Source organism: Bacillus sp. C-3-6 (genome assembly GCF_054509685.1).
This window is the reverse complement of sequence record NZ_JBSSBE010000002.1, coordinates 427516-450269: the sequence shown is the minus strand read 5'-3', so window position 1 is coordinate 450269 and position 22754 is coordinate 427516. Positions and strand designations below refer to the sequence as shown.

The 22754-nt window shown below is 32.7% G+C and carries 18 protein-coding genes and 3 pseudogenes; 8 read left to right on the top strand and 13 right to left on the bottom strand.

What is annotated here, in order from left to right:
* Nucleotides 1-136 precede the first annotated feature (136 nt).
* Nucleotides 137-391 carry a SunI/YnzG family protein gene (locus tag ACW0JX_RS28960; protein ID WP_050845039.1) on the top strand — a complete coding sequence of 85 codons (255 nt, stop codon included), beginning with the start codon at nt 137-139 and terminating at the stop codon, nt 389-391.
* 176 nt (nt 392-567) lie between these two features.
* Here ACW0JX_RS28960 and ACW0JX_RS28955 read toward each other — a convergent pair whose 3' ends face one another.
* From ACW0JX_RS28955 to ACW0JX_RS28940, 4 genes and pseudogenes are all read right to left on the bottom strand, one after another.
* A complete protein-coding gene (locus tag ACW0JX_RS28955) occupies nt 568-1200 on the bottom strand; it encodes a hypothetical protein (RefSeq protein ID WP_459245893.1) in 633 nt (210 codons plus the stop codon).
* A 341-nt stretch (nt 1201-1541) separates the two neighbouring features.
* Nucleotides 1542-2066, bottom strand: coding sequence for a GNAT family N-acetyltransferase (locus ACW0JX_RS28950; RefSeq protein ID WP_459245892.1), 525 nt, complete (start codon nt 2064-2066; stop codon nt 1542-1544).
* Between the two features lie 275 nt (nt 2067-2341).
* Nucleotides 2342-2476, bottom strand: a pseudogene (locus ACW0JX_RS28945) (winged helix-turn-helix transcriptional regulator); the annotation flags it as partial.
* Between the two features lie 576 nt (nt 2477-3052).
* Nucleotides 3053-4244, bottom strand: a pseudogene (locus tag ACW0JX_RS28940) (MFS transporter).
* 998 nt (nt 4245-5242) lie between these two features.
* On the opposite strand from ACW0JX_RS28940, the gene ACW0JX_RS28935 reads away from it, so the two are divergent.
* Complete coding sequence (locus ACW0JX_RS28935; protein WP_459245891.1) at nt 5243-5455, top strand: hypothetical protein; 213 nt, start codon at nt 5243-5245, stop codon at nt 5453-5455.
* An 81-nt stretch (nt 5456-5536) separates the two neighbouring features.
* On the opposite strand, the gene ACW0JX_RS28930 is transcribed toward ACW0JX_RS28935, so the two are convergent.
* A complete protein-coding gene (locus ACW0JX_RS28930) occupies nt 5537-5815 on the bottom strand; it encodes a hypothetical protein (RefSeq protein ID WP_459245890.1) in 279 nt (92 codons plus the stop codon).
* Between the two features lie 288 nt (nt 5816-6103).
* On the opposite strand from ACW0JX_RS28930, the gene ACW0JX_RS28925 reads away from it, so the two are divergent.
* The gene (locus tag ACW0JX_RS28925; protein ID WP_459245889.1) at nt 6104-7486 is read left to right on the top strand and encodes an alpha/beta hydrolase family protein; all 1383 of its coding nucleotides are present in this window, start codon (nt 6104-6106) and stop codon (nt 7484-7486) included.
* A gap of 703 nt (nt 7487-8189) precedes the next feature.
* On the opposite strand, the gene ACW0JX_RS28920 is transcribed toward ACW0JX_RS28925, so the two are convergent.
* Nucleotides 8190-9683, bottom strand: coding sequence for a peptide MFS transporter (locus tag ACW0JX_RS28920; protein ID WP_459245888.1), 1494 nt, complete (start codon nt 9681-9683; stop codon nt 8190-8192).
* A 224-nt stretch (nt 9684-9907) separates the two neighbouring features.
* On the opposite strand from ACW0JX_RS28920, the gene ACW0JX_RS28915 reads away from it, so the two are divergent.
* On the top strand, nt 9908-10900 hold the full coding sequence (locus ACW0JX_RS28915) for a DUF4046 domain-containing protein (protein WP_080990915.1): 993 nt from the start codon (nt 9908-9910) through the stop codon (nt 10898-10900).
* A 113-nt stretch (nt 10901-11013) separates the two neighbouring features.
* On the opposite strand, the gene ACW0JX_RS28910 is transcribed toward ACW0JX_RS28915, so the two are convergent.
* Nucleotides 11014-11136, bottom strand: coding sequence for a hypothetical protein (locus ACW0JX_RS28910; protein ID WP_255285307.1), 123 nt, complete (start codon nt 11134-11136; stop codon nt 11014-11016).
* A gap of 1004 nt (nt 11137-12140) precedes the next feature.
* Here ACW0JX_RS28910 and ACW0JX_RS28905 point away from each other — a divergent pair.
* Complete coding sequence (locus ACW0JX_RS28905; protein ID WP_050845016.1) at nt 12141-12494, top strand: hypothetical protein; 354 nt, start codon at nt 12141-12143, stop codon at nt 12492-12494.
* A gap of 301 nt (nt 12495-12795) precedes the next feature.
* Nucleotides 12796-13242: a hypothetical protein gene (locus tag ACW0JX_RS28900; RefSeq protein ID WP_050845014.1), complete on the top strand. Its 447-nt coding sequence runs from the start codon at nt 12796-12798 to the stop codon at nt 13240-13242.
* Between the two features lie 293 nt (nt 13243-13535).
* On the opposite strand, the gene ACW0JX_RS28895 is transcribed toward ACW0JX_RS28900, so the two are convergent.
* From ACW0JX_RS28895 to ACW0JX_RS28885, 3 genes are read right to left on the bottom strand one after another with little or no spacing between them, the layout of a single operon-like run.
* Nucleotides 13536-16004, bottom strand: a complete 2469-nt coding sequence (locus ACW0JX_RS28895; RefSeq protein WP_459245887.1) for an ABC transporter permease — start codon at nt 16002-16004, stop codon at nt 13536-13538.
* Nucleotides 16001-16714: an ABC transporter ATP-binding protein gene (locus ACW0JX_RS28890; RefSeq protein WP_050845010.1), complete on the bottom strand. Its 714-nt coding sequence runs from the start codon at nt 16712-16714 to the stop codon at nt 16001-16003. The genes ACW0JX_RS28895 and ACW0JX_RS28890 overlap by 4 nt, the downstream gene beginning before the upstream one ends.
* 21 nt (nt 16715-16735) lie before the next feature.
* Nucleotides 16736-17536, bottom strand: coding sequence for a lipoprotein BA_5634 family protein (locus ACW0JX_RS28885; protein WP_050845008.1), 801 nt, complete (start codon nt 17534-17536; stop codon nt 16736-16738).
* 700 nt (nt 17537-18236) lie between these two features.
* Here ACW0JX_RS28885 and ACW0JX_RS28880 point away from each other — a divergent pair.
* Together ACW0JX_RS28880 and ACW0JX_RS28875 are read left to right on the top strand one after the other, a co-directional pair.
* Complete coding sequence (locus ACW0JX_RS28880; RefSeq protein WP_050845006.1) at nt 18237-18929, top strand: response regulator transcription factor; 693 nt, start codon at nt 18237-18239, stop codon at nt 18927-18929.
* 4 nt (nt 18930-18933) lie between these two features.
* Nucleotides 18934-20166: a sensor histidine kinase gene (locus ACW0JX_RS28875; RefSeq protein ID WP_050845005.1), complete on the top strand. Its 1233-nt coding sequence runs from the start codon at nt 18934-18936 to the stop codon at nt 20164-20166.
* Nucleotides 20167-20709: 543 nt separating this feature from the next.
* Here ACW0JX_RS28875 and ACW0JX_RS28870 read toward each other — a convergent pair.
* The 3 genes and pseudogenes from ACW0JX_RS28870 to ACW0JX_RS28860 all read right to left on the bottom strand — a co-directional run.
* Nucleotides 20710-20865: pseudogene (locus ACW0JX_RS28870) on the bottom strand (zinc ribbon domain-containing protein); the annotation flags it as partial.
* A 134-nt stretch (nt 20866-20999) separates the two neighbouring features.
* On the bottom strand, nt 21000-22022 hold the full coding sequence (locus ACW0JX_RS28865) for an ATP-binding protein (protein WP_168410672.1): 1023 nt from the start codon (nt 22020-22022) through the stop codon (nt 21000-21002).
* Nucleotides 22019-22690, bottom strand: coding sequence for a response regulator transcription factor (locus tag ACW0JX_RS28860; RefSeq protein WP_061660621.1), 672 nt, complete (start codon nt 22688-22690; stop codon nt 22019-22021). Before ACW0JX_RS28860 ends, ACW0JX_RS28865 begins: the two co-directional genes overlap by 4 nt.
* Nucleotides 22691-22754: the final 64 nt, after the last annotated feature.

Below are 22754 nucleotides of genomic sequence, written 5' to 3'. Positions count from 1 at the left end.
AGATTGATAGTATATCTTCCCGTACTTTTGACACCCTGAAAATATCAGTTCTATTCATACATGTAGAAAAATAATCTAAAAATTTGTATAATAAGATAAGAAGTGTAGCATTCTATTATAGAAAGGTCTTGGTATAATGCTAGGTATTGATGTAAGGAAAACAAAAGAAGAGTTAATTATTTCATGGCAATTGGCGGAGGTTACGATTCCATTACGTGATGTGCTTGAGGTTACCGAAGATGCTACCTATGCTGGAGTTGAGGAACCAACTGCAATCCGTATTGGAACAGCATATGGGACAACTGACCGTATATTAATTAGAACTGTAAAACAAAATTATGTATTATTTACTACAAACAAAGTATCGATTTTAAAAGCTATTTTTGCTTAAATATGGTCATATACATAGACTCAAACAAAGTTAAAAAAAAGTAAAGGAGAGAAGTCATAGAATAGACTCCTCTCCTTTACTTTTTTGAAATGAATATGATAATCCATACCCACTTCAGTATAGCTTTTACAACATAAGAACGTCTTACTGTTTTGATTCTGATGTTACTAATCAAATTAAGACCAAATCCACACATCATCATTATTTTGAGTGCTATTGTTTACCTCATGCACTTTTTCGATATGATCCACTGTGTTGTAATTAATAGAAATGCCGCCCCAGCCTACATACTTCATATCAATTTTCACTTTCTCACCTGTTTTAAATACTTGTCCCTTTGTTAAGAACACATCAATAACGTCTTTCTCCCCATTTTGTGTTGGATACTCAACTACGACATATTTAGTAGCACTGTCTTCCATCGTACCTACTTCTGATACTTCACCAATTACATAATCAGGTGAGCCATTTTCTTTCAAATGCATACCTAATTTGTTTGTCGTATTCTCAACCTCTGTTGCAACCATATACTCCGTAAAGTTACGCATCATTGATCCAGTTGCTTTTACTTCGTCTCCTACTTTCACATTTGAAAGATTTTCTATATACACACTAACAGGTTCTTCGTATTGTTTAGATTTCACAACAATCACACCATGATCCACTTCTACTACGTGTCCTTCTAACGTCGAGAAATTCGTTTCAATAGAAGCTGCACTCGCTTTTGTTGCTTCTAATCCTGGTAGATTCGTTCCTGATAATGCTGCGAACCCTAAAGCACCTGCTAAGATTAATTTTTTCATACCCATTTGATAACATCTCCATTCATGATGATTGTATTTGTTTGATTGGTATCACCAACCTGTAACCATTATAGTTACAGGTTGTGCGAAATTGCAACCGTTTTACACATGCAATCTTGCATATCATTATCCTAGAATATAAAATTGAGAGCTCGCGGTCTTTAATGTTAATTAATTAATTTATTTTAATAATAAATTGTGGGAGCTTTTCTACATTTGAAATTATCAAGACCTAACTTTAAAAAAGTTAATACATTAAAGGGCATAACATTTTAATCATATTAATATGTTATGCCCTTTATTATTCAACTAACGCACCCGTTAGCTTAATAAAATCACTACGTCTATTACTTCAAATCAGAGGATAACATTCCATATACAAGACTATCTGTCCATTCATTTTTACTCCAATAATCTTGTATGAAATAGGCTTCTTTTCTCATGCCTATTCGTTCACACAATTTTTGTGAAGTTATATTACGTGCATCAAGATTAGCTTGTATACGATGTACATTAAATTCATCAAATAATTTAAATACCAAACTACTTACTGCTTCAGTTGCCAAACCTTTCCCAGCTACTTCATTTGAAAAACAATAACCAATCTCAACAGTGTCTTTCATATCTGTGTACCATACAGATAGATCACCCACTACATTAGTCTTGTATATGACTGCCAAACTTAAATTTGATTCTGTAGTGAGTACATTGTTTACTAACTTCTTATCGAATCTTTTCTGCATATCTTCATGAGACCACTTATTATGTAATAGGTACTTACATGTATCATCATTATTATAAATAGCAAATACATCCTGTAAATCAGTACCCTTAAAGGGTCTGATTATTAATCTTTCTGTTGTGATTTCCAAGCTAGCTTTCCTCCCTTACATTCATTCTACAAAACATTTTTTATAGTATTGAAACCGCCTTCTCAGATTTCGCCTAGATTACATATTTCATCATAGTAAATTAAAATCCTTCTTCCACTAACTGCACCGTTAGCTGCATAAGAAAAAGAGCAACAATCGCAGCTCTTTAATTACTATTGCATCAATGTGCTTGTACGTAAAAATCAACAATAATGTTATTTAATTTGGACTCCATACCTTCTATCTATTGGTAATAAGAAGGAATTAATACTGTATTAGTCCTCATGTCTTTCATGCATCTCTATTTTTTTATGTAGTAAATCTTTACCCCAAACTTGCATTGCTTCTAATACAGGTATAAACTTCTCACCTTGCTCTGTTAGTGAATATTCTACTTTGGGTGTTACGATTAAATAAAACTTATTATTCCGTCAATAATAAAGATAGGCATTAGCCAAAACTCATTTAAAGTCCTTAGTCTTTCTCCTTTCCTCTTGGAGATTCCTTGAGCTAGAGCCGTTAGCTTTACTAACTGCTCCTTTTTTGTATCTGTAAAAGCATGATTTGATTTGCATTTGTTTGAATTGTATACAGAATGCTTTCCTATAGTAATCGGTACATGAAATTCCATTCTATATGAAGATTACCTGCGTAATGCACCAGTAGCTTCTACTCGTGCATTTACTCTATTAAACTAGAACCTGTTTTCATTTCACCTTCTCTACGAAACTCATGCCAATTCTCTATACGTTCTGTTATATCAACGTAAACCCCAAAAAATGGTTTGCTTTTTTCATTTATAGCTTAGAAAGAATATATTTTAATAGTGTACTAGAAGACTTCTGATACACTATTTATTAAATACAGTAAATTATGTGAGAACCATTGGTATCCCAATAGTTCTCACATCGAAGTTAAGATAAGAGCGAAATAACCACGCTAATTTTTTTAGTTTAAGTATAATTTTAATTAATGAAGCACCTTTTCTATAGCTTACGTATAGGACTGATAAGTGCAATAATAACTTCAATCATCTTTGTAGCTGATGCCAAAATAAATATTGCAACAGGATTAAAATCGGAAATGATACCACCTACTAGTGCTCCTAACGGCATAGCTAGACGGGTAAGCACCCGTGAGAATCCTAGGACTCTTCCTTGCATATTGGTAGGAACAGTTTCCTGGCGGACTGACGCTACAAGGGTATTCCAAGCTATATTACAGGTCATAGCAATACCAAACGCAATATGGAGCAAGCCAAGACTTGCTCCATATTGCATAGGTCAATCCAATTGCACCTATACCTAAAAGAACCGGAATAAGAACCCCACGTCGAAAACGTTGCTCGAGCGGAACGACAATTATACTTCCTAAAAGTCCACCTACTCCAATCAAAGTATAATTAAAGCCACTCTGTTCAGTAGATAGATGTAATGTTGAAAGTAAGTAATACATAAGTGCTCCTAGTATAGCACTAGCACCAAAGTTACCAACCATTGCTTGAAGAGATAATGCGAGGTTAAGGCGATCATTTATTAACCATTTAAATCCCTCCTTCATTTCGTTTCCTATATTTCGCAATAGATTTCCAGGTTTATCTATGGATTTGTTTTTTTCCACTTTGGGCAATAGCAATACAGCGATTAAAGTAGCTACAAAAGAGAGAACATTTATCCAGAGCGCGTTAAATCCTCCTATGATAGCAATTATAATACCTGCCAATGCAGGTCCTGCTAAACTAGCAATCTGATTAACCATTTGGTATGCCGAATTAGCCCTTGTTAACGACTGACCTGCGATATGTGGAATTACTGTAATAGTAGCTACGTCAAATAGCATAGATAGTATTGCTAAAATAAATGAAACAACGTATAAATGCCAAAGTTGAAGTAACCCTAAAATATGAAGAATGGGGATGAAAATTACTAAGATCATACATCCTAAGTCCGCAATCCACATTAATTTTCGTCGATCCCAACGATCTACTAGTGCCCCTACAATTGGACCAAATAAAACAATGGGTAACACACCAGTAGCAAAAAGTGAACTCATAATTATGGCCGAACCAGTCAATTCATAGGCAATCCAAGGAAGAGCAAACGTATAAAGAGAATCACCAATCCTAGAAATCAGTAAACCCACAATAAATATCACATAAGTTCTAGACAAATGTGTCATTGTTGAAACCAAACCTTTACTTGTTTTATTCGATTTCAATGATGAGTTAACATTTGTCTCCTTATTAATTGTCAATTATATTTAACCTCCTTTTAATAAGTGAATTTTATTTTACATTAATGGATAATGAGATCCTTTATGATAAAAGTTTTATTTTATATTCGCTCCTATAGCACTGATTAAATATTTAATAATTATAAAGTTCTTTAAAGCTCCCCAAAAAACCTATGTTGTCTAACGATTTTCTTTATTTTTATATATACAAAAAAAGAGCACCGTTAGGTACTCCTTTTGTATATCAATGTTCCAAATAGTCTAAAGAGCTTCAATTAAAAACTTTAAATAGTGTATTAAATTAGGAGAAAATATTGACAACTGAATCGACGATCCAGTTTCCAGAGATACGGATATTCTTCATTATGTAGTTTTGTAGTATGTATTTATTTTCTTTATACCTTTAATTCTAAGTCTAGTTATCCTAGCATGATTAAAAAGAGAACCCGATGAGGGTTCTCTTTTGTTTTTAAGTACTTTTATACAATACCCACTATCATATAGAAACGATGCCATAAGGGAGCTGCCAAGCTCTATCGAATAGAATATGTAAAACGGATTTTTTGAACAAGATAGATCCTTTCGTACGTCAACTTTTTCTTGTGCCAGTTTTCGTTATCGGACTCGGCGTTTATGTTTCATACGTCACAAAACGCATATGGGCTGCGCCTGTTCTTACACTTCTGTTAAATACCCTATATAATACGTGGTATGCTCTTAGCAATTATCCCGTATCATATGTCAACTAGAGCATGATTACATCATGGTCCAGTTGACATTTTCCGTCATTTCATTTCTGATAAGTTATATCCTCGTGAAGGGATTCTATAAAAAAGTATAAAAGCTATTTCCGTAATATTTGTTGTTATGCGGAATTTTTCACCACTCCTTAAAAATCCATATAAAATCGTAGTGTAATCAATAAAAATTAGGAGTGAAGTAGAATGGAGAAAAAAGAGAAAACTCATACACTTGAACAGAAATTCGAGGAAAAATTGTTAAAAATATTAAGACACAAAGGTTGTCTGGCTGATGCTAATGATGACGAAGTTTTGAGGAGAATAGAATTTGATTTTGAAGACGGAGTGATTCTTGAGATAGACGTTTGTAACGGTGTTCGTGACGATAACAGTTCGCCTTATATGAATGTAAACTGATATAAAGATAAAAGGTATTTATATGCGTTTGGTACAGATCCAGAAGGTGAACTCATTGGAACGTATGACCGTCGATATGCTTCAGAATCTTAGCTTTGATGATTCTATTTTCATTTTGTTTCTTACTCTCCCAGGTACTGGGTTCATCGCCCGCTCGGCCAATTCTGGATACTGTTGTAGTTTTCCCGTAAACTCTTCTTTTTTTACAGGTACCGCTTCCTCATAATTATCCTCTTCTCTCTTATTTTGCTTTGTTTCGCTTCCTTTCTGTTGGTCTTTCTCCGTTACATTTCTTGTAATAGGAATTCCAGTGTCATATTTGCTACTCCCCCCTGCTACCAATCCTAAAATCATGCACAATGTAGAAATGAACCATAAAAATTTCTTTATCGTATGCCTCCCTCTCTTCTTGTTTTTCTTCCCTTACATCATAACGAAATTGGAATCAGTGTTTGAAAAACTATTGATTTCTATGATTGGACAAAGATTTATGTATACATCCATTGCTGAACTCCTCTACTCTTTCATACGGACTTTTTATGATATGTATGCAGGATTCACCCATACATATACCGAAACCCCAATAGGGAATCATTCCACTAATTACCATTCCTATTTCATACCATTACATTTTGGAGGTTAAACAGGATGAAAAAAAAGAAGTTACAAAAATCAGCACTTTCTTTTACCCTACTCTTTTCTTTAGGTATTTCTTCTTTTCCGCTTACAACAACCATTCATGCGGATACACAAGGGGTACAAACTGCAGAAAAGAAACAAGTCTCTTTAACGGAGCGTACGTCATTATTTTTTGACTATCTCCAGCAAGGTAAATATGCAGAAGCACTTCAGTTGACGTCTGCTGCTTTTCAATCCAAGTTTACGGCAAACATATTACAAAACTGGTGGACACAAAGTGGCGGGAGCAGGATTACAAGCATGGGAACACCTGTTATTAAAGAACGAAACTTAGTCCATCAAACGGTTGAAATTCCAGGAGCTATCGAAGGAACTACTATTCCACTACTCCTTAAATTCACGCCTGGCGGCAAAGTTGATGAAGTTGGCGTACGGACGATGCCACAGAAATCTTATACCATCCCGCATCCTAGTTATGACCAACCTGATTCCTACCAAGAACGTGAAATCGTCATTGGAAATACAACATACCCGTTACCAGCCACATTAACGGTTCCAAAACATAAACCTGGCGAAAAAGTGCCTGTTGTTGTTCTTGTTCACGGTTCGGGTCCGCAAGATCGTGACAGTACAATTATGGGAGCTAAAATCTTTAGAGACCTTGCAGCTGGGCTTTCATCAAGCGGTATCGCAGTGTTACGTTACGAGAAACGTTCCTTAGAACACGGTTTTAAAATTAGTGCAGAACCTGCTACATTAGACCAAGATACTACAGATGATGCCATATATGCAGCGAAATCAGCAGCGCAGCAGGAAGGCATTGACCCAGATAACATTTTTATTCTCGGACATAGCCAAGGAGCTGGCACCATGCCGCGCATACTAAGCAAAGCAAGTTCATCACTTGTAAGAGGCAGTATTTTAATGGCACCTCCTGCACGTCCTTTTACTGACATGCTCCTTGATCAGTATCAGTACCTCGGGGCACCTAAGGAATATATTGATGAACTAAAAAAACAATTCGCTTATATCGAGGATCCTACTTTTGATCCAGATCACCCACCAGCTGGTTATAATTATCCTTTTCCACATTTCATGTACGATGTGACTCGTTGGCGTCCAGTTGAAGAAGCGAAATCACGAAAAGAGCCATTACTGATTCTGCAAGGCGCACGTGATTATCAAGTAACTGTAAAAGACGAGTTTACGAGATGGCAAGAAGGGCTTTCAAGCCGCAGTAATGTTCAGTTCAAAGAATATCCGAAATTGAATCACATCTTCACGGAGGGCGACGGGGAATTCAGTCACCCTAGTGAATACGAAGTCCCTTCCAATGTTCCTGCGTATGTCATCCAGGACATCGTTACATGGGTCAATGAGACAAAGAAATAAGAAAACAACAAAAGCCATCATGCAATCATCATTGCGTGATAGCTTTTTTGATATTAAAACATGTCATATCAGAAATTAATCGCTTCTATAGTAATGTATGTATTATTTTTGGGGTTTTCTTGCAAGTAAGTACATCCTAGACTTGATATTTTTACAGCGCTTATTTGCTTCATATCTTACTATTCCTGGTCCGTCAGTGCAAGAATACAAGATTTATTTCAATATGTAAGAATGCATATTATTCCTCTTGGATGTTATGATATACTCTCTTTGTGAGCTGATACAAAATTTCTTTAGATTGGAAAACTAAACCTCATTAACCCAAGTTGGGGGCGCCATTTGGCGTCTTTTTTTAGTTTTGCTCCATAGGCATTTAGCTTAGATATTGAAGTAACCCCAAAACAAAAAATAAGCTGACCTTTTAGAAAATTTATGTATATCATTTTCGAATGCGGGAGTTCCATCTTTCAAAACTAACCTATTAAATAGGGTTAGATGTATAAACTATATTAATATCGGAATACTCTCGACTTGGGGTTACCGTAAATGCTTTCTCCTAATCATCCATATCGATAAATGACTTACTTCTGATCAATTTGCCTTTGTTGTTCTTCGTTTAAAAGGAGCTAGTTTTACATACGATAAAGCACTAAAAAACTGTGCACAAAAACCTGCATGGTAACAAGTTTTTGGCACAGTTCTATTATTTAATCCCTTTCATAAGTACCTGAATCTTTGGAGCCATGAAATATAAAATAACACTTAAAACAATGGATATTCCGCCAATTACACCGAAATAAATAATCTCTGTTTCAGGATTATATAATCGAACAAGCTGCGCATTGATAGCTTGTGCAGATGCACTCGTTAAGAACCATAAACTCATTGTTTGAGCAGAGAACGCTGCTGGTGCTAGCTTTGTAGTAATAGATAAGCCGACAGGTGATAAACAAAGTTCCCCGATTACGACTAGAAGGAAGCTAATGATTAACCAAATTGGGCTAACAAGGGATTCGGTACCATGGATATATGCAGGAATAATCATCACTAAGAATGATAAACCAGCAAATAATAAACCGATAGCAAATTTATTTGCTGTACTTGGTTGGCGTGAATTCAGCTTTACCCAAAGCCAAGCAAATACTGGTGCTAGTAAAACAATATATATAGGGTTTAAAGATTGGAACCATGAAGATTGAACCTCAAATCCTGCAAAGTTTAACTGCGTACGTTGATCAGCATAACTAGCTAAGATGATTGCTCCCTGCTCTTGAATCGCCCAAAACATTGTAGCAGCGATAAATAATGGTATGTAAGCAATTAAGCGAGATTTTTCAACTTCTGTCGTCTTTGGACTACGGTACATAAAGACAAAGTAGCCTGTTGGAATTAGAATACCTAAGATACTTACAAGTAAAGTAAATCGATCAATCGTTAAAATACCTGTTGGAATTGTTAACACACAAACTAGTGCAATTGCGATAATACCAATACTAAACTGTATAAGGACCTTTTTTCTTTCCTTGTCTGTTAAAGGATTTGGTACTTGCGTTCCTGCTAATCCTAGATTTTTCTTTTTCGTAAGAACATACATAATTAATCCCAATAGCATACCAATTGCAGCCACACCAAAACCTAAGTGAAAGTTATACTTTTGACCGAGTGTTCCAATCACAAACGGAGATAATAGTGCTCCTAAATTAATACCCATATAGAAAATACTGAAACCTGAATCACGACGAGTATCTGTTTCACTATATAAATCACCAACAATACTAGATACATTCGGTTTTAATAACCCTGTTCCAAGTACTAAAAATACCATTGAGATAAATAATGTATTAACCGTTCCTGGTAGAGCTAAGATGAGATGACCAATCATTATTAAAACGCCACCCCAAAATATTGTTCTACTTGAACCTAATAGGCGGTCAGCAATCCACCCACCAATAATGCCAGACATGTAAACTAACGAACCATAGATAGCCATAATGGATGCAGCTGTGGCGTGATCCATCCCTAAGCCACCTTTAGAAATGGAATAGTACATATAGTAAAGTAATATTGCTCTCATTCCGTAGTAAGAAAATCGCTCCCAAAATTCTGTAAAGAATAAAGTAAATAGTCCTTTGGGATGTCCAAAGAAACCATTTTGCGGAACGGTGCGAATAATATCGCTTTTGTTAAGCTTCTCCATAAAAATACACTCCTAATATACAGATGTAATGATGTTTATTAAGTATATAACAAAAAATAGAAAATTTAAACAAATATCAATTAGTTAAATGATTAGATTTTTTAGAAAAAATAAATTATATATTGTTTTTAGTGATGATTTCATTTAAATTATATAATATAGATATATTAATTAGAATGTTAATACTGTATAAATATAAATACAAATGTAGGAGGATTTATATATTGTCAATGAAAGTCGTTACGATTGAAGATATTTATCAAGAAATATTGGATGGAAAAAGGAAACGATTCCCTCCGAATACTTGGAAAGAAGATATGGATAATAAGCTCGCCCGCAGAGTAATCACATATTTATTACACAGTATCTTAAAATGGGATAAGGAAGACATCAGAAAAAAATGGAACACTCAATTACTTGTAAAATATAAATTGCGAGGATTACTTAAACATAGATACGAAAACAGCCCTTTTAAAGCAATAAATGATTTATACCCAAGTGAGTTTAAAGAGTGGGAGTTTGGTATGACTCCTTTAAATTTTTGGACGAAAGAAAAGGCATTAACGATTTTGAGATGGATGATTGAAGAAAAAAAAGGTTTATCGAACGAAAAGCTCTTACGCGTATACGGCAAAAAATGGTTGGAGAAAAACAAACTTAGTGCCCCTCTGGCTATGTACTGGAATAGTAGTCCGTTTGCAATGATTAACGATTTGTACCCTAGTCGTTTTAAAGAATGGGAATTTCTCATGACGCCCAATAACTTCTGGACAAAAGAAAAATCATTAGAAGCATTGAAATGGACCATTGAAGAAAAAGAAAAATTATCGCCCGAACAAATACTGGATGTATACAGTATAAAGTGGCTAAAGACTCAAAGATTAGCGTCTCCATGTCAATTAATGTGGGGAAATAGTCCATTTAAAATGATAAACGACTTATATCCAGATCGCTTTAAAGAATGGGAATTTAAAGTTACACCAGTTGGCTTTTGGTCCAAATGTAAAGCACTAGAAGCATTAAGGTGGACCATTGAAGAGAAAGAAAAACTGGATGAAAAACAGCTATTAAACGTATTTAATCAAAGATGGCTCATAAAACAAAAATTACGGACACCCTTACAACGCTATTGGAAAGGAAGCCCCTACGGGATGCTTATTGCTTTATATCCAAATCGTTTTTCTAAAGGTATGTTAAAAGGGTATTGTAATAATTAAAGTGAAAATGTAAGTATGCAGAGACGCCCTTTGGTGTCTCTTTTTGAAATCCTATGTAAGTACATTCTTATGTGCCTATCGCTTTATTTATTGAAGAAAGTGAACCTGTTATATTATTTCCCAATCCATCTCGTCAAAGCCATACCAAGAAACCCAGCGCCCATCCCTATCAGCCACCCAGTTTGGGCGCTCCCAAACATAAATCCCACTCCCGCGCCAAGAAACGTACAACCCACGAATACTAACCCCTCGATGCCCCAGTTCGGTCGTTCCATGCTTCATCCCCACCCTTTCTTTACAACATATGCTATATGCAAGCTAAACTTTCTAGCTTATGAACTGTTCATTTTCTCGACTATAAATATATGTTTCATATCCATTACTTACAGGTCCAAATGTCCTTTTTACATCAATTCGTCACTTAACTTCATTGGTTACTTTTTTCATCTCATAGGAGATTATTTCTCAACACATAAAACATGGAATGAAATTACCAGTAATGGTAATATAAAGGTACCTTCAGTTGTTAACTGTTGTTCCCTTTTTGAAAGTCCTGTCAAAATACAGGACTTTTTAAATTTACTTCCTACTAAATTGGCTTTTTCATTAATATCCTTTCACCTTTACATTGGACAATTAAACGATATTGGTGGAGATTCATCAGATTTTAAGTTCCTCTTTTCATATTAAACTGCATGCTTAAATATGTGGTTTTCAACTTACATTCGAATAACAAAATGTTCACTTTTTCGATACATTTATGAAACATTCTTATGATATATTAATTATATTCTTTTTATAAATCGCATCGTTCAGTAGAAAAGTCCTAGTCCATTCTAGGACTTTTTCATCTGCAAATAGCATGTTTGTCAGTTCTTTCGCACATCATTATATAGACAACTATATAATGAAATACTATAATAAAAAACGATTTTATGTAGTATCATATACGACTTTTTCTTTGCTTTTAGGACTCTTACTCAATTGTAAGGGTCATTTTTTTATTCAAATAAAATATCTATATAGAGATAACGACATTCAAGTCAGTATTTGATAAATTTCGAAGAGGATATGCTGAAAAATAACGATTATATATCCTTTTCATTAGTTTCTCTACCTAATAAACCTTACAAATTTGTAATACTATTGTCACCTTAATTGATAGTAAATTGGTTAATGTTGGTTTATTGTACAGACTATTGACCATATTTAATACAACATCATTGGTAGGTGTCATTTAATGGGAAGAAACTTATTACGCTATGGAATTATAAGTATAGCTTTTATTACCATCCCTATTGTATTTATACTTTTGGCGTCAGCTCATTTCATTCCAAAAGAATACAACGAGGAATGGCCAGAAGTAAAAAAGACTGCTGAACTAGTAACTATCGGTTACTTCAAGAAAGAAAGAAATCTCGATATTGTAATCGAAACAATTAAACCATCAGAAGAATATAGAACACATGAAATTTATCTGCATGGACATGTCATAAACAATAAACATCAAAAAGTTTCTGTTATTGTTAATTTTAGTGCTAACTATTCCATTAGAGATATAACTGAAAATAGTCTTAAAATAAGGAGTATTTAACTTATGTTAGATGCTCTTTTTTGCTTAACACTTTTGGTCAATTAAGTAATTACTTGGATTCTACAGTGGATCACTCTCCCTTTTTCAAATAAATCGGCACTTCTAAAAAACAACTTCCTACGCACGTTGATTTTTGTCGAAAATAATTTTTAGAAAATTCTTTTTTAAAGGAGGTTTTACAAAATCTTACACAGAATTAGTCGTATACCGTATCAATTTAGTAATTTTTTACGATTTGTTTCATTTTATCTACCACGTTTAGACAAAATAGAAAAAACAAAGCAAAAAGGAGAGGTATAGTTTGAAAGGAAAACTTGGATTAACGATTGTAGGATTATCTGTCTTTAGTTTTGCTCTTTTTGGTGTAAACATCGGAGATGGCGGAGTTGTAAAAGCTGAACATGGAGAAACTTTTGCTCCGAAATTAGAGTCACATGGGGATTCATGGGCTCCTGCTTATGATCACGGAAGACCTCCTATTTCATCATACAACAAAGGAGATACTTGGGCTCCTTCCTTTACAAATACACATGGGGAAGGAATGGCTCCTAAAAAAGAGACTCATGCAGATTTAATCGCTCCTTCGCTAGAATCACATGGTCATACTGGTGGAGCTCCTGCTTTAAACCGTGGGGAAACACCTGTTCCGATACAAGATACGCATGGACATTATCCAGCTCCAAAACTAGAAGCAGATGGGGACCATGGCGGGGCTCCTTCTAATACAGAACCTGGCGAAGGTATCTAAGTTCCCAAAAGGAGATCAAATTAAATTTTAATTGAATCGTATACCAAAAGAAATCCATTTTACGTAACAAATATGATGTATACGCATGTTTTCTAATGTGATACACTGTACCCGAGAGAAATCTCTACTACATAAGTGGTTTTCAAGTCTAAAAAATACACCTATTAACTAGGTGTATTTTATGTTTTAGAATTCCTCGATTTGAACTGTACAATTGAAATATAATACAGATTACCAATCGTTTTATACGTATCTCAGTTGAACTTCAGAATCACATATTATTTTAACTACTGCTATTCTTCTCTAATTACATCTATAACGTTATCCTTTTTAATTTTCCGAAGCGGAAATAGTACCGATACATAACTAATCAACAGTGCGGTTATAAAAGTGATAAAGCTAGATTGATAAGGAATAATCCATTCAAACGAAACCGTATTTGACATTGCTACATAAAGAATATACGACAACATACAGCCGAAAAAGATTCCTTGTATGCTTCCAAAGAAGCCGTACAGGAGTCCTTCATATATAACCATTTTTTTCAAATCCTTTTGCGACATACCAATCGATTTTAAAGCAGCTAATTCTTTTCTTCTCATAATGATACTGACTGTGATGGTATTTAAAATATTTACACAACCAATTAGTGTAATAACAGCTATAAATCCGTACCCTAATATTTTTATATAAAGTATATTGTCTGTATGGAAATTACTTTGAACAATATTATTTTTTACTTCTATAGATGCATCTCCACCCAGTTTCTTTTGTATATCTAAAATTGTAGCATCAGCCTGAGATTGATTCTCTAAATCAATTTCAAAACCTGTTAATTTTTGTGGAGATGGTGTAATATTTTCGGCTATTTGTTCACTAGTAATAAAAGTTATGGTATCCATCACTCTACTCATATTAAAAATATCCAATTCTACAATTGCAGCTATTTTTAAAGTTTCTAGTTTTTCTTCATTGTAGGAGATTTCCTCTGTAGGTTTTCTTTCCTGCCGACTTGTTATTTGGATTTCATCCCCTACCTGAAAAGTACTTAGAGAACCTATATATTTTTTACTTGTATTCATATCATTTGATGCAGCTTGCTTTACTAAAATAACTTCTTTTTCACGATTTAATTTTGAAATATCAATTCTTCCACTAGTTACATTTTCAGCTAGTTTCTTTAAACTATTCTCATCGTATGCTTTTATTTGTGTTTCCATAATTTCTACAGTTTGATTATTGTATTTTACTTTATGATACAGTGATTCATTTCCTTGTAATTCTTTAATTTGTTTATTTTTTGGTACTTTCGTATAAAAATCATTTGCCTGATATTGCTTGTACAGATTCTCTACGTTATTAACTTTATAAATATTTCGACTCATACGATCTATGCTAGGCTTGTCTAAATTTGAATTAACCGTAACTGATATATCCGATTTTAGAGCTTGAATTTCCGGTTGTTTACGCTGAATGACTGTATCTATGAGAAACGTAAACGTGATATACAGTACACTACTTATAATAATAGACAAAATTGTAACTGTATATCTATTGGGATTTCTTTGGATATTTTTCAATGCCATACTTAACGGAAAAGATAGTGGTTTCTTTAGTTTTGTTCTCTTTTTTTTCTTTATTTTTTCTTTTTTTATAGCCAATCGGCTACTTACGGCCAGTAGCGGTGAAATTCTACCTGCAAAAAAAGCAGGAAAATAGCTTGAAATATAAACAGTTATCAATGTAATTAACGAACTTACACATATAATTAACCAATCTAATTTAATTGTATATCCCATAGAGTTTTTAAGTACGTTTATCAGTACTTGATTAAGTAAAAAGACTACTGATATACTACACAAAATCCCAAAAAAGATAGCAATAATAGAAAGAAATGTTGCTTCTCTTATCACAATTTTTCTGATTTGTTTTTTTGTAGCTCCAATACTCCTCAATAGACCAAACTGTTTCATTCGCTCTACTATACTAATTTGAAATGCATTGTAAATAATAACAATCGTAGAAATCACAACAATCCCAATACTAATAGCGGCTGCCACCATTATCTCCACACTAGGCTTTAAGGCTCTCTTTAATTCGTCATTTACTCTTATATTTTTTTTGTTCGTCAATAATTTAAATTGGTTTTCAACTTCATCAAAGTTTGCGTACTTATGCAATTCAATCAATACGCTACCTTCACCAACTTTGAACTTATTTTTATATGTAAATAATTGACCAGTTTTATTTTCCTGAGTACTACTAGACTTATTTAGCAAACCAACAAGTTTATATTTTTTTTCATGAATAGTAAACATACCGCCTAATTTAAGATTGGGACCGAAGTAAGGCAGCATCCATTTTTCCAAAACAGCCTCGTTTTCATTTGAAGGCAGCTTACCTTCTACAGGAATACTAGACTGTAACAGCTTCAATGCTTGATGATCTGCATACATATAAGAAACAACTATATCATCAACATGGAGCACCTCTCCTGGAGTTATAATGCCATAAGAAGATATATTCGGATTACTTTTTATCATATTGAAAAGCTTTTGATTATAATTTTCAACTGAAATATTTGCAGAACCCATAGAACCTTTTTTAGCATTATTAATTCCCGAAGTGTATCCACTATTAAAAAAAAGTCCAATCGTTGTTATTAGCGCCAATGCTAGAATAATACCTGTTAATGTTAGCAGAGTACGTTTTATATTACTTCTGAGATATTTTTGACTTAACTGTTTGTAACTATGAATCAATACTCCTCCCCTCCACATTTCTCTTGATTTTGCACTAATTTTTTATCTGAAATAATCATGCCATCTGTAATGGTTATAATTCGATCAGAGTTTGATGCGATAGCAGGGTCATGGGTAATTAAAATTACCGTCTGATTATATTTTTTAGCCGTTACTTTTAATAAATTCAGAACTTCTTTTGTATTTTTTGTATCTAGATTTCCGGTTGGTTCATCCGCTAAGATAATATCGGGTTTATTTATAAGAGATCTACCAATAGAAACCCTTTGTTGTTGACCACCTGATAATTCAGAAGGCAAATGATCTCGTCTTTCATTTAACCCTAACGTTTTTATAATTTCATCCAGGTAATGTTCATCTACCTGTTCTTCGTCCAATAGAGCTGGCAAAGCAATATTTTCTTGTACATTTAAGACAGGAATTAAATTAAAAAACTGAAATATAAAGCCAACTTTTCTTCGGCGAAAAATAGAGAGTTCATTATCTTTATAATTGTAGACATTTTCATCACCTATAAACACATTTCCCGAACTCGGATGATCCAGCCCTCCTAAAATATGCAATAAGGTGCTTTTACCAGAACCTGATGCTCCAACTATGGTTACGAATTCTCCCCTATGGATGGAAAGATTAATTCCTTTTAACGCCTGTACTTGCGTTTCTCCCTCTCCATATGTTTTTACTACATTTTCTAATCTAACAACCTCCATACAACTCATCCTTTTCACAGATTAATTTTGAATCTCTACAAAATAGATTTTATCCTTATCGTACTCACCATTCTCGTCTTTTACTGCATACACTTTTGAAACGTAGTCGACCACCTTTTTTACTTTGTTTTTATTTTTATAATCAAAATTTTCTTTTGTAAACTGAATTAACGAAAGGCTTACTTCTTTTTCTTTTAATTGTTTATATGTTTCCTCATTAACAATTACTATCGGTGATGAAAAATAGCCAATCCAATTATTTTGTTCAATATGTTGAACAGGTATCATTTGTCCATTTAAATTTAAATTTCCATCCTTAACTTCCTCATCTTCCGCTTTTTTTCTATAAAATAAGTTTTTTTCACTCGCTAATTCTTTTATTTCTTTTACCGGGGCTGAAGTCATTGAACTATCTTCTTTAGATAAGGGTGTTCTTACAATTCCTTTTTTTAAGAATTTTTCAGCTGTAGATTTTGTAATAACCGCATATTGTTTCTTGCTAACAGATGATTTATCAAGTTGCTTGTCCATCTCTTCTTCAGTCATATTTTCTCCTTTTTCTTTCCATTCTTTCTTAATTTCTTCTTTCTGTTCGGTAGTGAGTTCTTGTTTTATTATTTCTGTGACCAATTTATAACTATAATCTGCTGTTCGTACGTTTTGATCTTTATACAGATTTTTAACAGCTGATATATTTTCTTTCGTTCCAGATACCATGATACCGTTTACTGGTTGTGAGGGACCATTTATATACCGATTTACAGCAAACCCTATACCTATAAAAATTGCTGTTACTACTAGAAATCCTATTATCTTTTTCATTTTCTTCCTCCTCATATACTATGTTTAATCTGGGATTAGAACAGTAGGTTTTTTCTTTATATAAACAGTGGCTAAAATGCTACAAGTCTTAATAAAGAATGATTACCTTCAGTATAGACGTCTTTAATTGTTAATTGAATAACTCTTGTCTTACTATATATACTTTAATCTTACAGTTTAGTAAGATTGCTAAATCTAACCTTTTATATACTCGTAACTCTGATCAACATATACTTTAAAATTAAACGGCTTTTATACATTTATTTAAGTACACACATACTTTTCAAATTCTCAAAAATCCGCTCCCATTCGGCTCTTATTCTCAATGATCTGTTTTTTAAAATTCATTTACATAATTAATGCGAATTCAAATTTCATTTTACATTTTTGTATAAGATAACTTAAACAAAACTTTACTGATTGTATAAAAACGTACAAATTCAACAAGACACTATTACAAGGTTTTTCAAAATATAAGCAAGTACATGTATGAATTAAGTAAATATGCTGCTTTAAGTAATTGTTGTATCTCATTATGTACTGAAAAGCTTTAAGCCGATTTGGGTTTATGCTTATACTCAGAAAAGCCTCTAAAAGTCCATTTCCATACTAAACTATTTTAAATTAGCCAATCAACGTGTAAAATAACTGTCATAATCTAAAATACTGCCATAATCAAAGACAAATGAGGAGAGATACTGTGGATAAAGTATTATTCGTTGAAGACGATAACGATCTAGGAATGGCTATTGAGTTTACTCTAAAAGGAGAAGGACTTGAGGTTATAAGAGTTTCTACTGTACAAGATGCAAAAGACCAATACGAAAATAATAAATTTGACTTAGCTATATTGGATGTTGGGCTCCCAGATGGAAATGGGTATGATTTATGTACCCATCTTAAAAGAAAAGGTGATATACCTATTATTTTTCTCACAGCACTGGATGAGGAGGCAAATGTAGTAATGGGGCTTGATATTGGTGGAGATGATTATATAACAAAACCCTTCAGGGTAAAAGAGCTATTATCTAGAGTAAAAGTACAATTAAGAAAAAAAATTAAAACAGCTTCTAATACTATATTAAGGTCTGAAAATATACAGCTTGAAGTTGAAGCGGCCAGAGCCTTTAAGCATGAAAAAAGTATAAATTTAACACATTTAGAATACAAACTCTTATTAACGTTAATGCTAAATCCTCATAAAGTGTTACAAAGAAATGAGATATTGAAAAAAATAGCAGATGAAGGTGAAGTGTTTTTCGATGAAAATACTCTTTCTGTTTATGTAAAAAGATTGAGAAGTAAAATTGAGGATAACCCACAAAATCCTGACTGTATAATCACACAAAGAGGTGTCGGATATTTCTGGAATAAAGACGTCAGTAAGGAGTAATTTAATGATAAATAGAGAAATAAAAATTAATATACTTACATTAGCATTAATCTCTTTTTTATTTATTATATATCAAGTTATCACAGTTCATATTCTATATGATCATTTAAAAAATGATTATATTACTATTTGGAGTGAAATTACTGGCAAACTAATTGAACAAAACCCAGAAAATGAATACGAAATAATACAAGCACTTACAAATGATACAGCCAATAAAAAAGATTATTCCAGTGATGGAGAAATGCTATTAAAACAATATGGTCTATCTGCTGAATTAGATTCAAGACTTTTTCCTTATTTAAATAAACATATATCCCAAAACAATATATACATGTTCCTTGGAGCAATAGGGTTCAGCTTAATCCTAATTTTTCTAAATTACTTACAATATAAATCTTTTTTCTTAAAAATTAAAAATGTAACAGCTGCAGCGAATAAAATTATTGAAGGTGATTACACCATTGATATCAAGGAAAATAGAGAAGGTGATCTAGCTAAACTTGCTAATTCTTTTCATAAACTGAAAAATGTTATTAGAAAAAGTATGCATAATTTAATGGAAGAAAAACAATTCTTAATTCAAACTTTACAAGATATTTCTCATCAACTAAAAACACCACTCTCAACACTTACAGTGAACAATGATATCTTATTACAAGGTAAATTAAATGAACAACAATATCATTTTTTACACAACAATGATGTTCAAATTTCAAGAATCAACTTTTTAATACATAATTTATTAAAAGTTTCAAAAATAGATGCTAGAGCAATACTATTTGAAAAAGAAAACTCTGATATTATTGATACAATTTATGAGGTCATTGCTAGTTTGAACAGTAAATTAAATAAAAAAAATATGAACATACATTTAAAAACCAATGAAAAAATATCACTTTTCCATGACAGTATTTGGATGCAAGAAGCTTTATTAAATATTTTAAAGAATTCCATTGAACATTCAAATGATAATAGTTCTATTTATATTGAAGTCACAAACTCTCCTATTCATACTGAAATAATAATTCAAGATTTTGGTGAAGGTATTGCATCAGAAGATTTGCCATATATATTCGATAGATTTTACAAAACAAAAAATTCTAATAAAGAAGGCTCCATTGGAATTGGCTTAGCACTAGCGAAATCAATTATCGAAGCTCACCATGGATTTATTAAAGTAGAAAGTCAAAAACACTCATTCACAAAATTTACAATAACTTTTATGAAGTATTAATAGTTCATAAAAGTTATTGTAAACCCCTAACCCTTGAGTATAATTTTTAAAAATTAATCATCTGTAAAAAAAGAAATTCGATTAACTTTTCATAAATGACTGTAGAGAAATAACTTTTCCGTTTTAGAGGTAATTAAAAATCTTAGCTTGATGGGCATAGAGTCACAATATCAAAAAAGAAAACTGTGCGTTTGAACAGAATTTAGACACAAAATATCCGATTCCTTTTACGCTAAGGGATCGGATATTTATTTTACTGTTTTATATAGTGTACAATTTCTCGCTTACGAGGTCTGTGTAGCAACCAAACCAAATCTTACGTTAAGTATTAGTGGGCATCAAAAATAGTAATGACTAATCCAGATTAACATTGATCTGATTCACAATTAAATATACCCATATGGCGAACTACCCGCCGCTTAACGTCCTAATGGACTGTTTGAAGTGGGGGCTTCTCGGTTAGTCGTTACTTTTGATAGCTAACGAATTCGTCCTAAGACAACCGAGCTAACTCCCTCGTTCCAAGGGTTATTTTATTGCTATCTATGCTAACGCTAATAAGCGTATTGCTTCATTTTTGATATTGATAGCTGCGTTATAATCTCTATCGAGATTTACACCACATATACAAGAATATACTCGCTCAGACAATGACATATTTTTCACATTTCCACAACTGCTACATGTTTTTGTGGAAGGAGAATTCTTTCGGGGAATTCGTTAAATGACTAAATAATACAAACGGTATAAAGAGAATTTCTAGTCTTTTCATACCGTTTTACGTTTGTTTTTAAGTTTCATACGAAATTCGTGGAAAGATAGCAGCATCTATTTTATAAATAAGGTTCAAAAGTTACCATACCTGACAACGGAAATATTAATGTAACCCTAGTTCCCTTATTAACTTCAGAATCAATGGTAATTTTCATACCTAATTTTGAGCACAGTTTTTCGCATAGATACAAGCCCATTCCTGTACTTTTGCTAAATCTTCTTCCATTCTCTCCAGTAAATCCTTTCTCAAAAACTCTATTTATATCTTTAGTTACTATCCCTACTCCATTATCCTCTATAGTGAGTATTACTGAGTTAGTTCTCTTAATTGAGTATATACGTATCATTTGTTCTTTGTTATTTGAGTACTTTATAGAATTTCCTATTATTTGATTAATAATAAATTCAACCCATTTTCCATCACTATATACGATTTCGCCAATATTCTGTATATCTAATTTTATTCTCTTATGAATAAAATCCCTATAGTTTCTTTTAATTACATTCCTTACTACATTATCAAGGTTGATTGGCTTGATAATATAGTCTTTATTAACGTTATTGCTTCGAGAATAATACAGAACCTGTTCTACAAACCCCTCGATTCGATCCATTTGAGAGTCAATTTTATTCGTTATTTCATTTTGATTATTTTCAATTATAAGCTTTGTAGAAGCTATTGGTGTCTTAATTTCATGCACCCATGTTTCTATATATTCTCTGTAATCCAACTGCATATCTCTATAATACTTTACATTTTCATGCATATCTCTACTTACTTCTTTTAGTATAGCGTTAAGCTTTTCCCCATGTATAAAGTTTGCTTCCTTTACTACCTCTGGAAGTAAGTATTTTTTCTCCAAGTTTTCTAATATGCCATTAATCTCATTATAATAATTTTTACACCTTATAAATTCTATAGCCATATATGAAATCAATGGAAAAAACCAAATACAAAAGACAAAGAATATGATAATGAACGGAACATGCACAGTCAGCAATATACCTGCTAGTATGATATATACCAGTACATTAGATAGTATTACTACTATTTTATCTTTAATAAATTCACCTAAATTCATGGCATTATATACCCTAAGCTTCTTCTTGTTGCAATTGGATTTTCTATACCTATCTCTTCAAGCTTTTTTCTTAATCTATTTATATTAACAGTTAAGGTGCTATCATCCACAAAATAATCAGACTTCCATAAAGTTTCAATGAGTGAATCTCTTTTTACAATATTTCCTCGATTATTTATTAAACATGAGAGTATTTTAACTTCATTTTTAGTTAACTCTACAGACTTGTCTTGATAAGTAACTGTTGCATTTGAAAGATTTAAAGTAAAATCCCTATAGATTAAGATATGATTCATCTTGAAATCTCCAGATGTTCTTCTTAAAATGTTTGTTACTCTTGCTAATAGTATTTCTGTATTATACGGCTTTGTTATAAAATCGTCTGCTCCTAAATTCATACTTATCAGTTCATCTACATCACTATCTCTACTTGTAACCATGAAGATTGGAATATCTGAAGTTTTACGTATTTCTCTGCATATATAATAGCCATCAAACACAGGAAGATTTATGTCTAGTAATATAAGGTCTGCATTCTCACTTTCTATATATTCGATAATATGATTAAAATCTGTGGGAGCCTTTACTTCATATCCATACTTTATAAAAAAATGTTGTAATTCTTCTCTGATGATTTCATCATCTTCAATTAGAATGATTTTTTTCATGACTTTTCCCTCCCTATACAGAATATAAGGCTATTACACCTTGAGAAGCAAGGTGTAATAGCCT

Bases quoted from the DNA above. Each gene is read 5' to 3' on its own strand.
- ACW0JX_RS28885 (WP_050845008.1), bottom strand. From the start codon at position 17,536: ATGAAAAAGATAATAGGATTTCTAGTAGTAACAGCAATTTTTATAGGT.
- ACW0JX_RS28925 (WP_459245889.1), top strand. From the start codon at position 6,104: ATGAAAAAAAAGAAGTTACAAAAATCAGCACTTTCTTTTACCCTACTC.
- ACW0JX_RS28935 (WP_459245891.1), top strand. From the start codon at position 5,243: ATGGAGAAAAAAGAGAAAACTCATACACTTGAACAGAAATTCGAGGAA.
- ACW0JX_RS28865 (WP_168410672.1), bottom strand. From the start codon at position 22,022: ATGAATTTAGGTGAATTTATTAAAGATAAAATAGTAGTAATACTATCT.
- ACW0JX_RS28890 (WP_050845010.1), bottom strand. From the start codon at position 16,714: ATGGAGGTTGTTAGATTAGAAAATGTAGTAAAAACATATGGAGAGGGA.
- ACW0JX_RS28905 (WP_050845016.1), top strand. From the start codon at position 12,141: ATGGGAAGAAACTTATTACGCTATGGAATTATAAGTATAGCTTTTATT.
- ACW0JX_RS28860 (WP_061660621.1), bottom strand. From the start codon at position 22,690: ATGAAAAAAATCATTCTAATTGAAGATGATGAAATCATCAGAGAAGAA.
- ACW0JX_RS28920 (WP_459245888.1), bottom strand. From the start codon at position 9,683: ATGGAGAAGCTTAACAAAAGCGATATTATTCGCACCGTTCCGCAAAAT.
- ACW0JX_RS28875 (WP_050845005.1), top strand. From the start codon at position 18,934: ATGATAAATAGAGAAATAAAAATTAATATACTTACATTAGCATTAATC.
- ACW0JX_RS28960 (WP_050845039.1), top strand. From the start codon at position 137: ATGCTAGGTATTGATGTAAGGAAAACAAAAGAAGAGTTAATTATTTCA.
- ACW0JX_RS28955 (WP_459245893.1), bottom strand. From the start codon at position 1,200: ATGGGTATGAAAAAATTAATCTTAGCAGGTGCTTTAGGGTTCGCAGCA.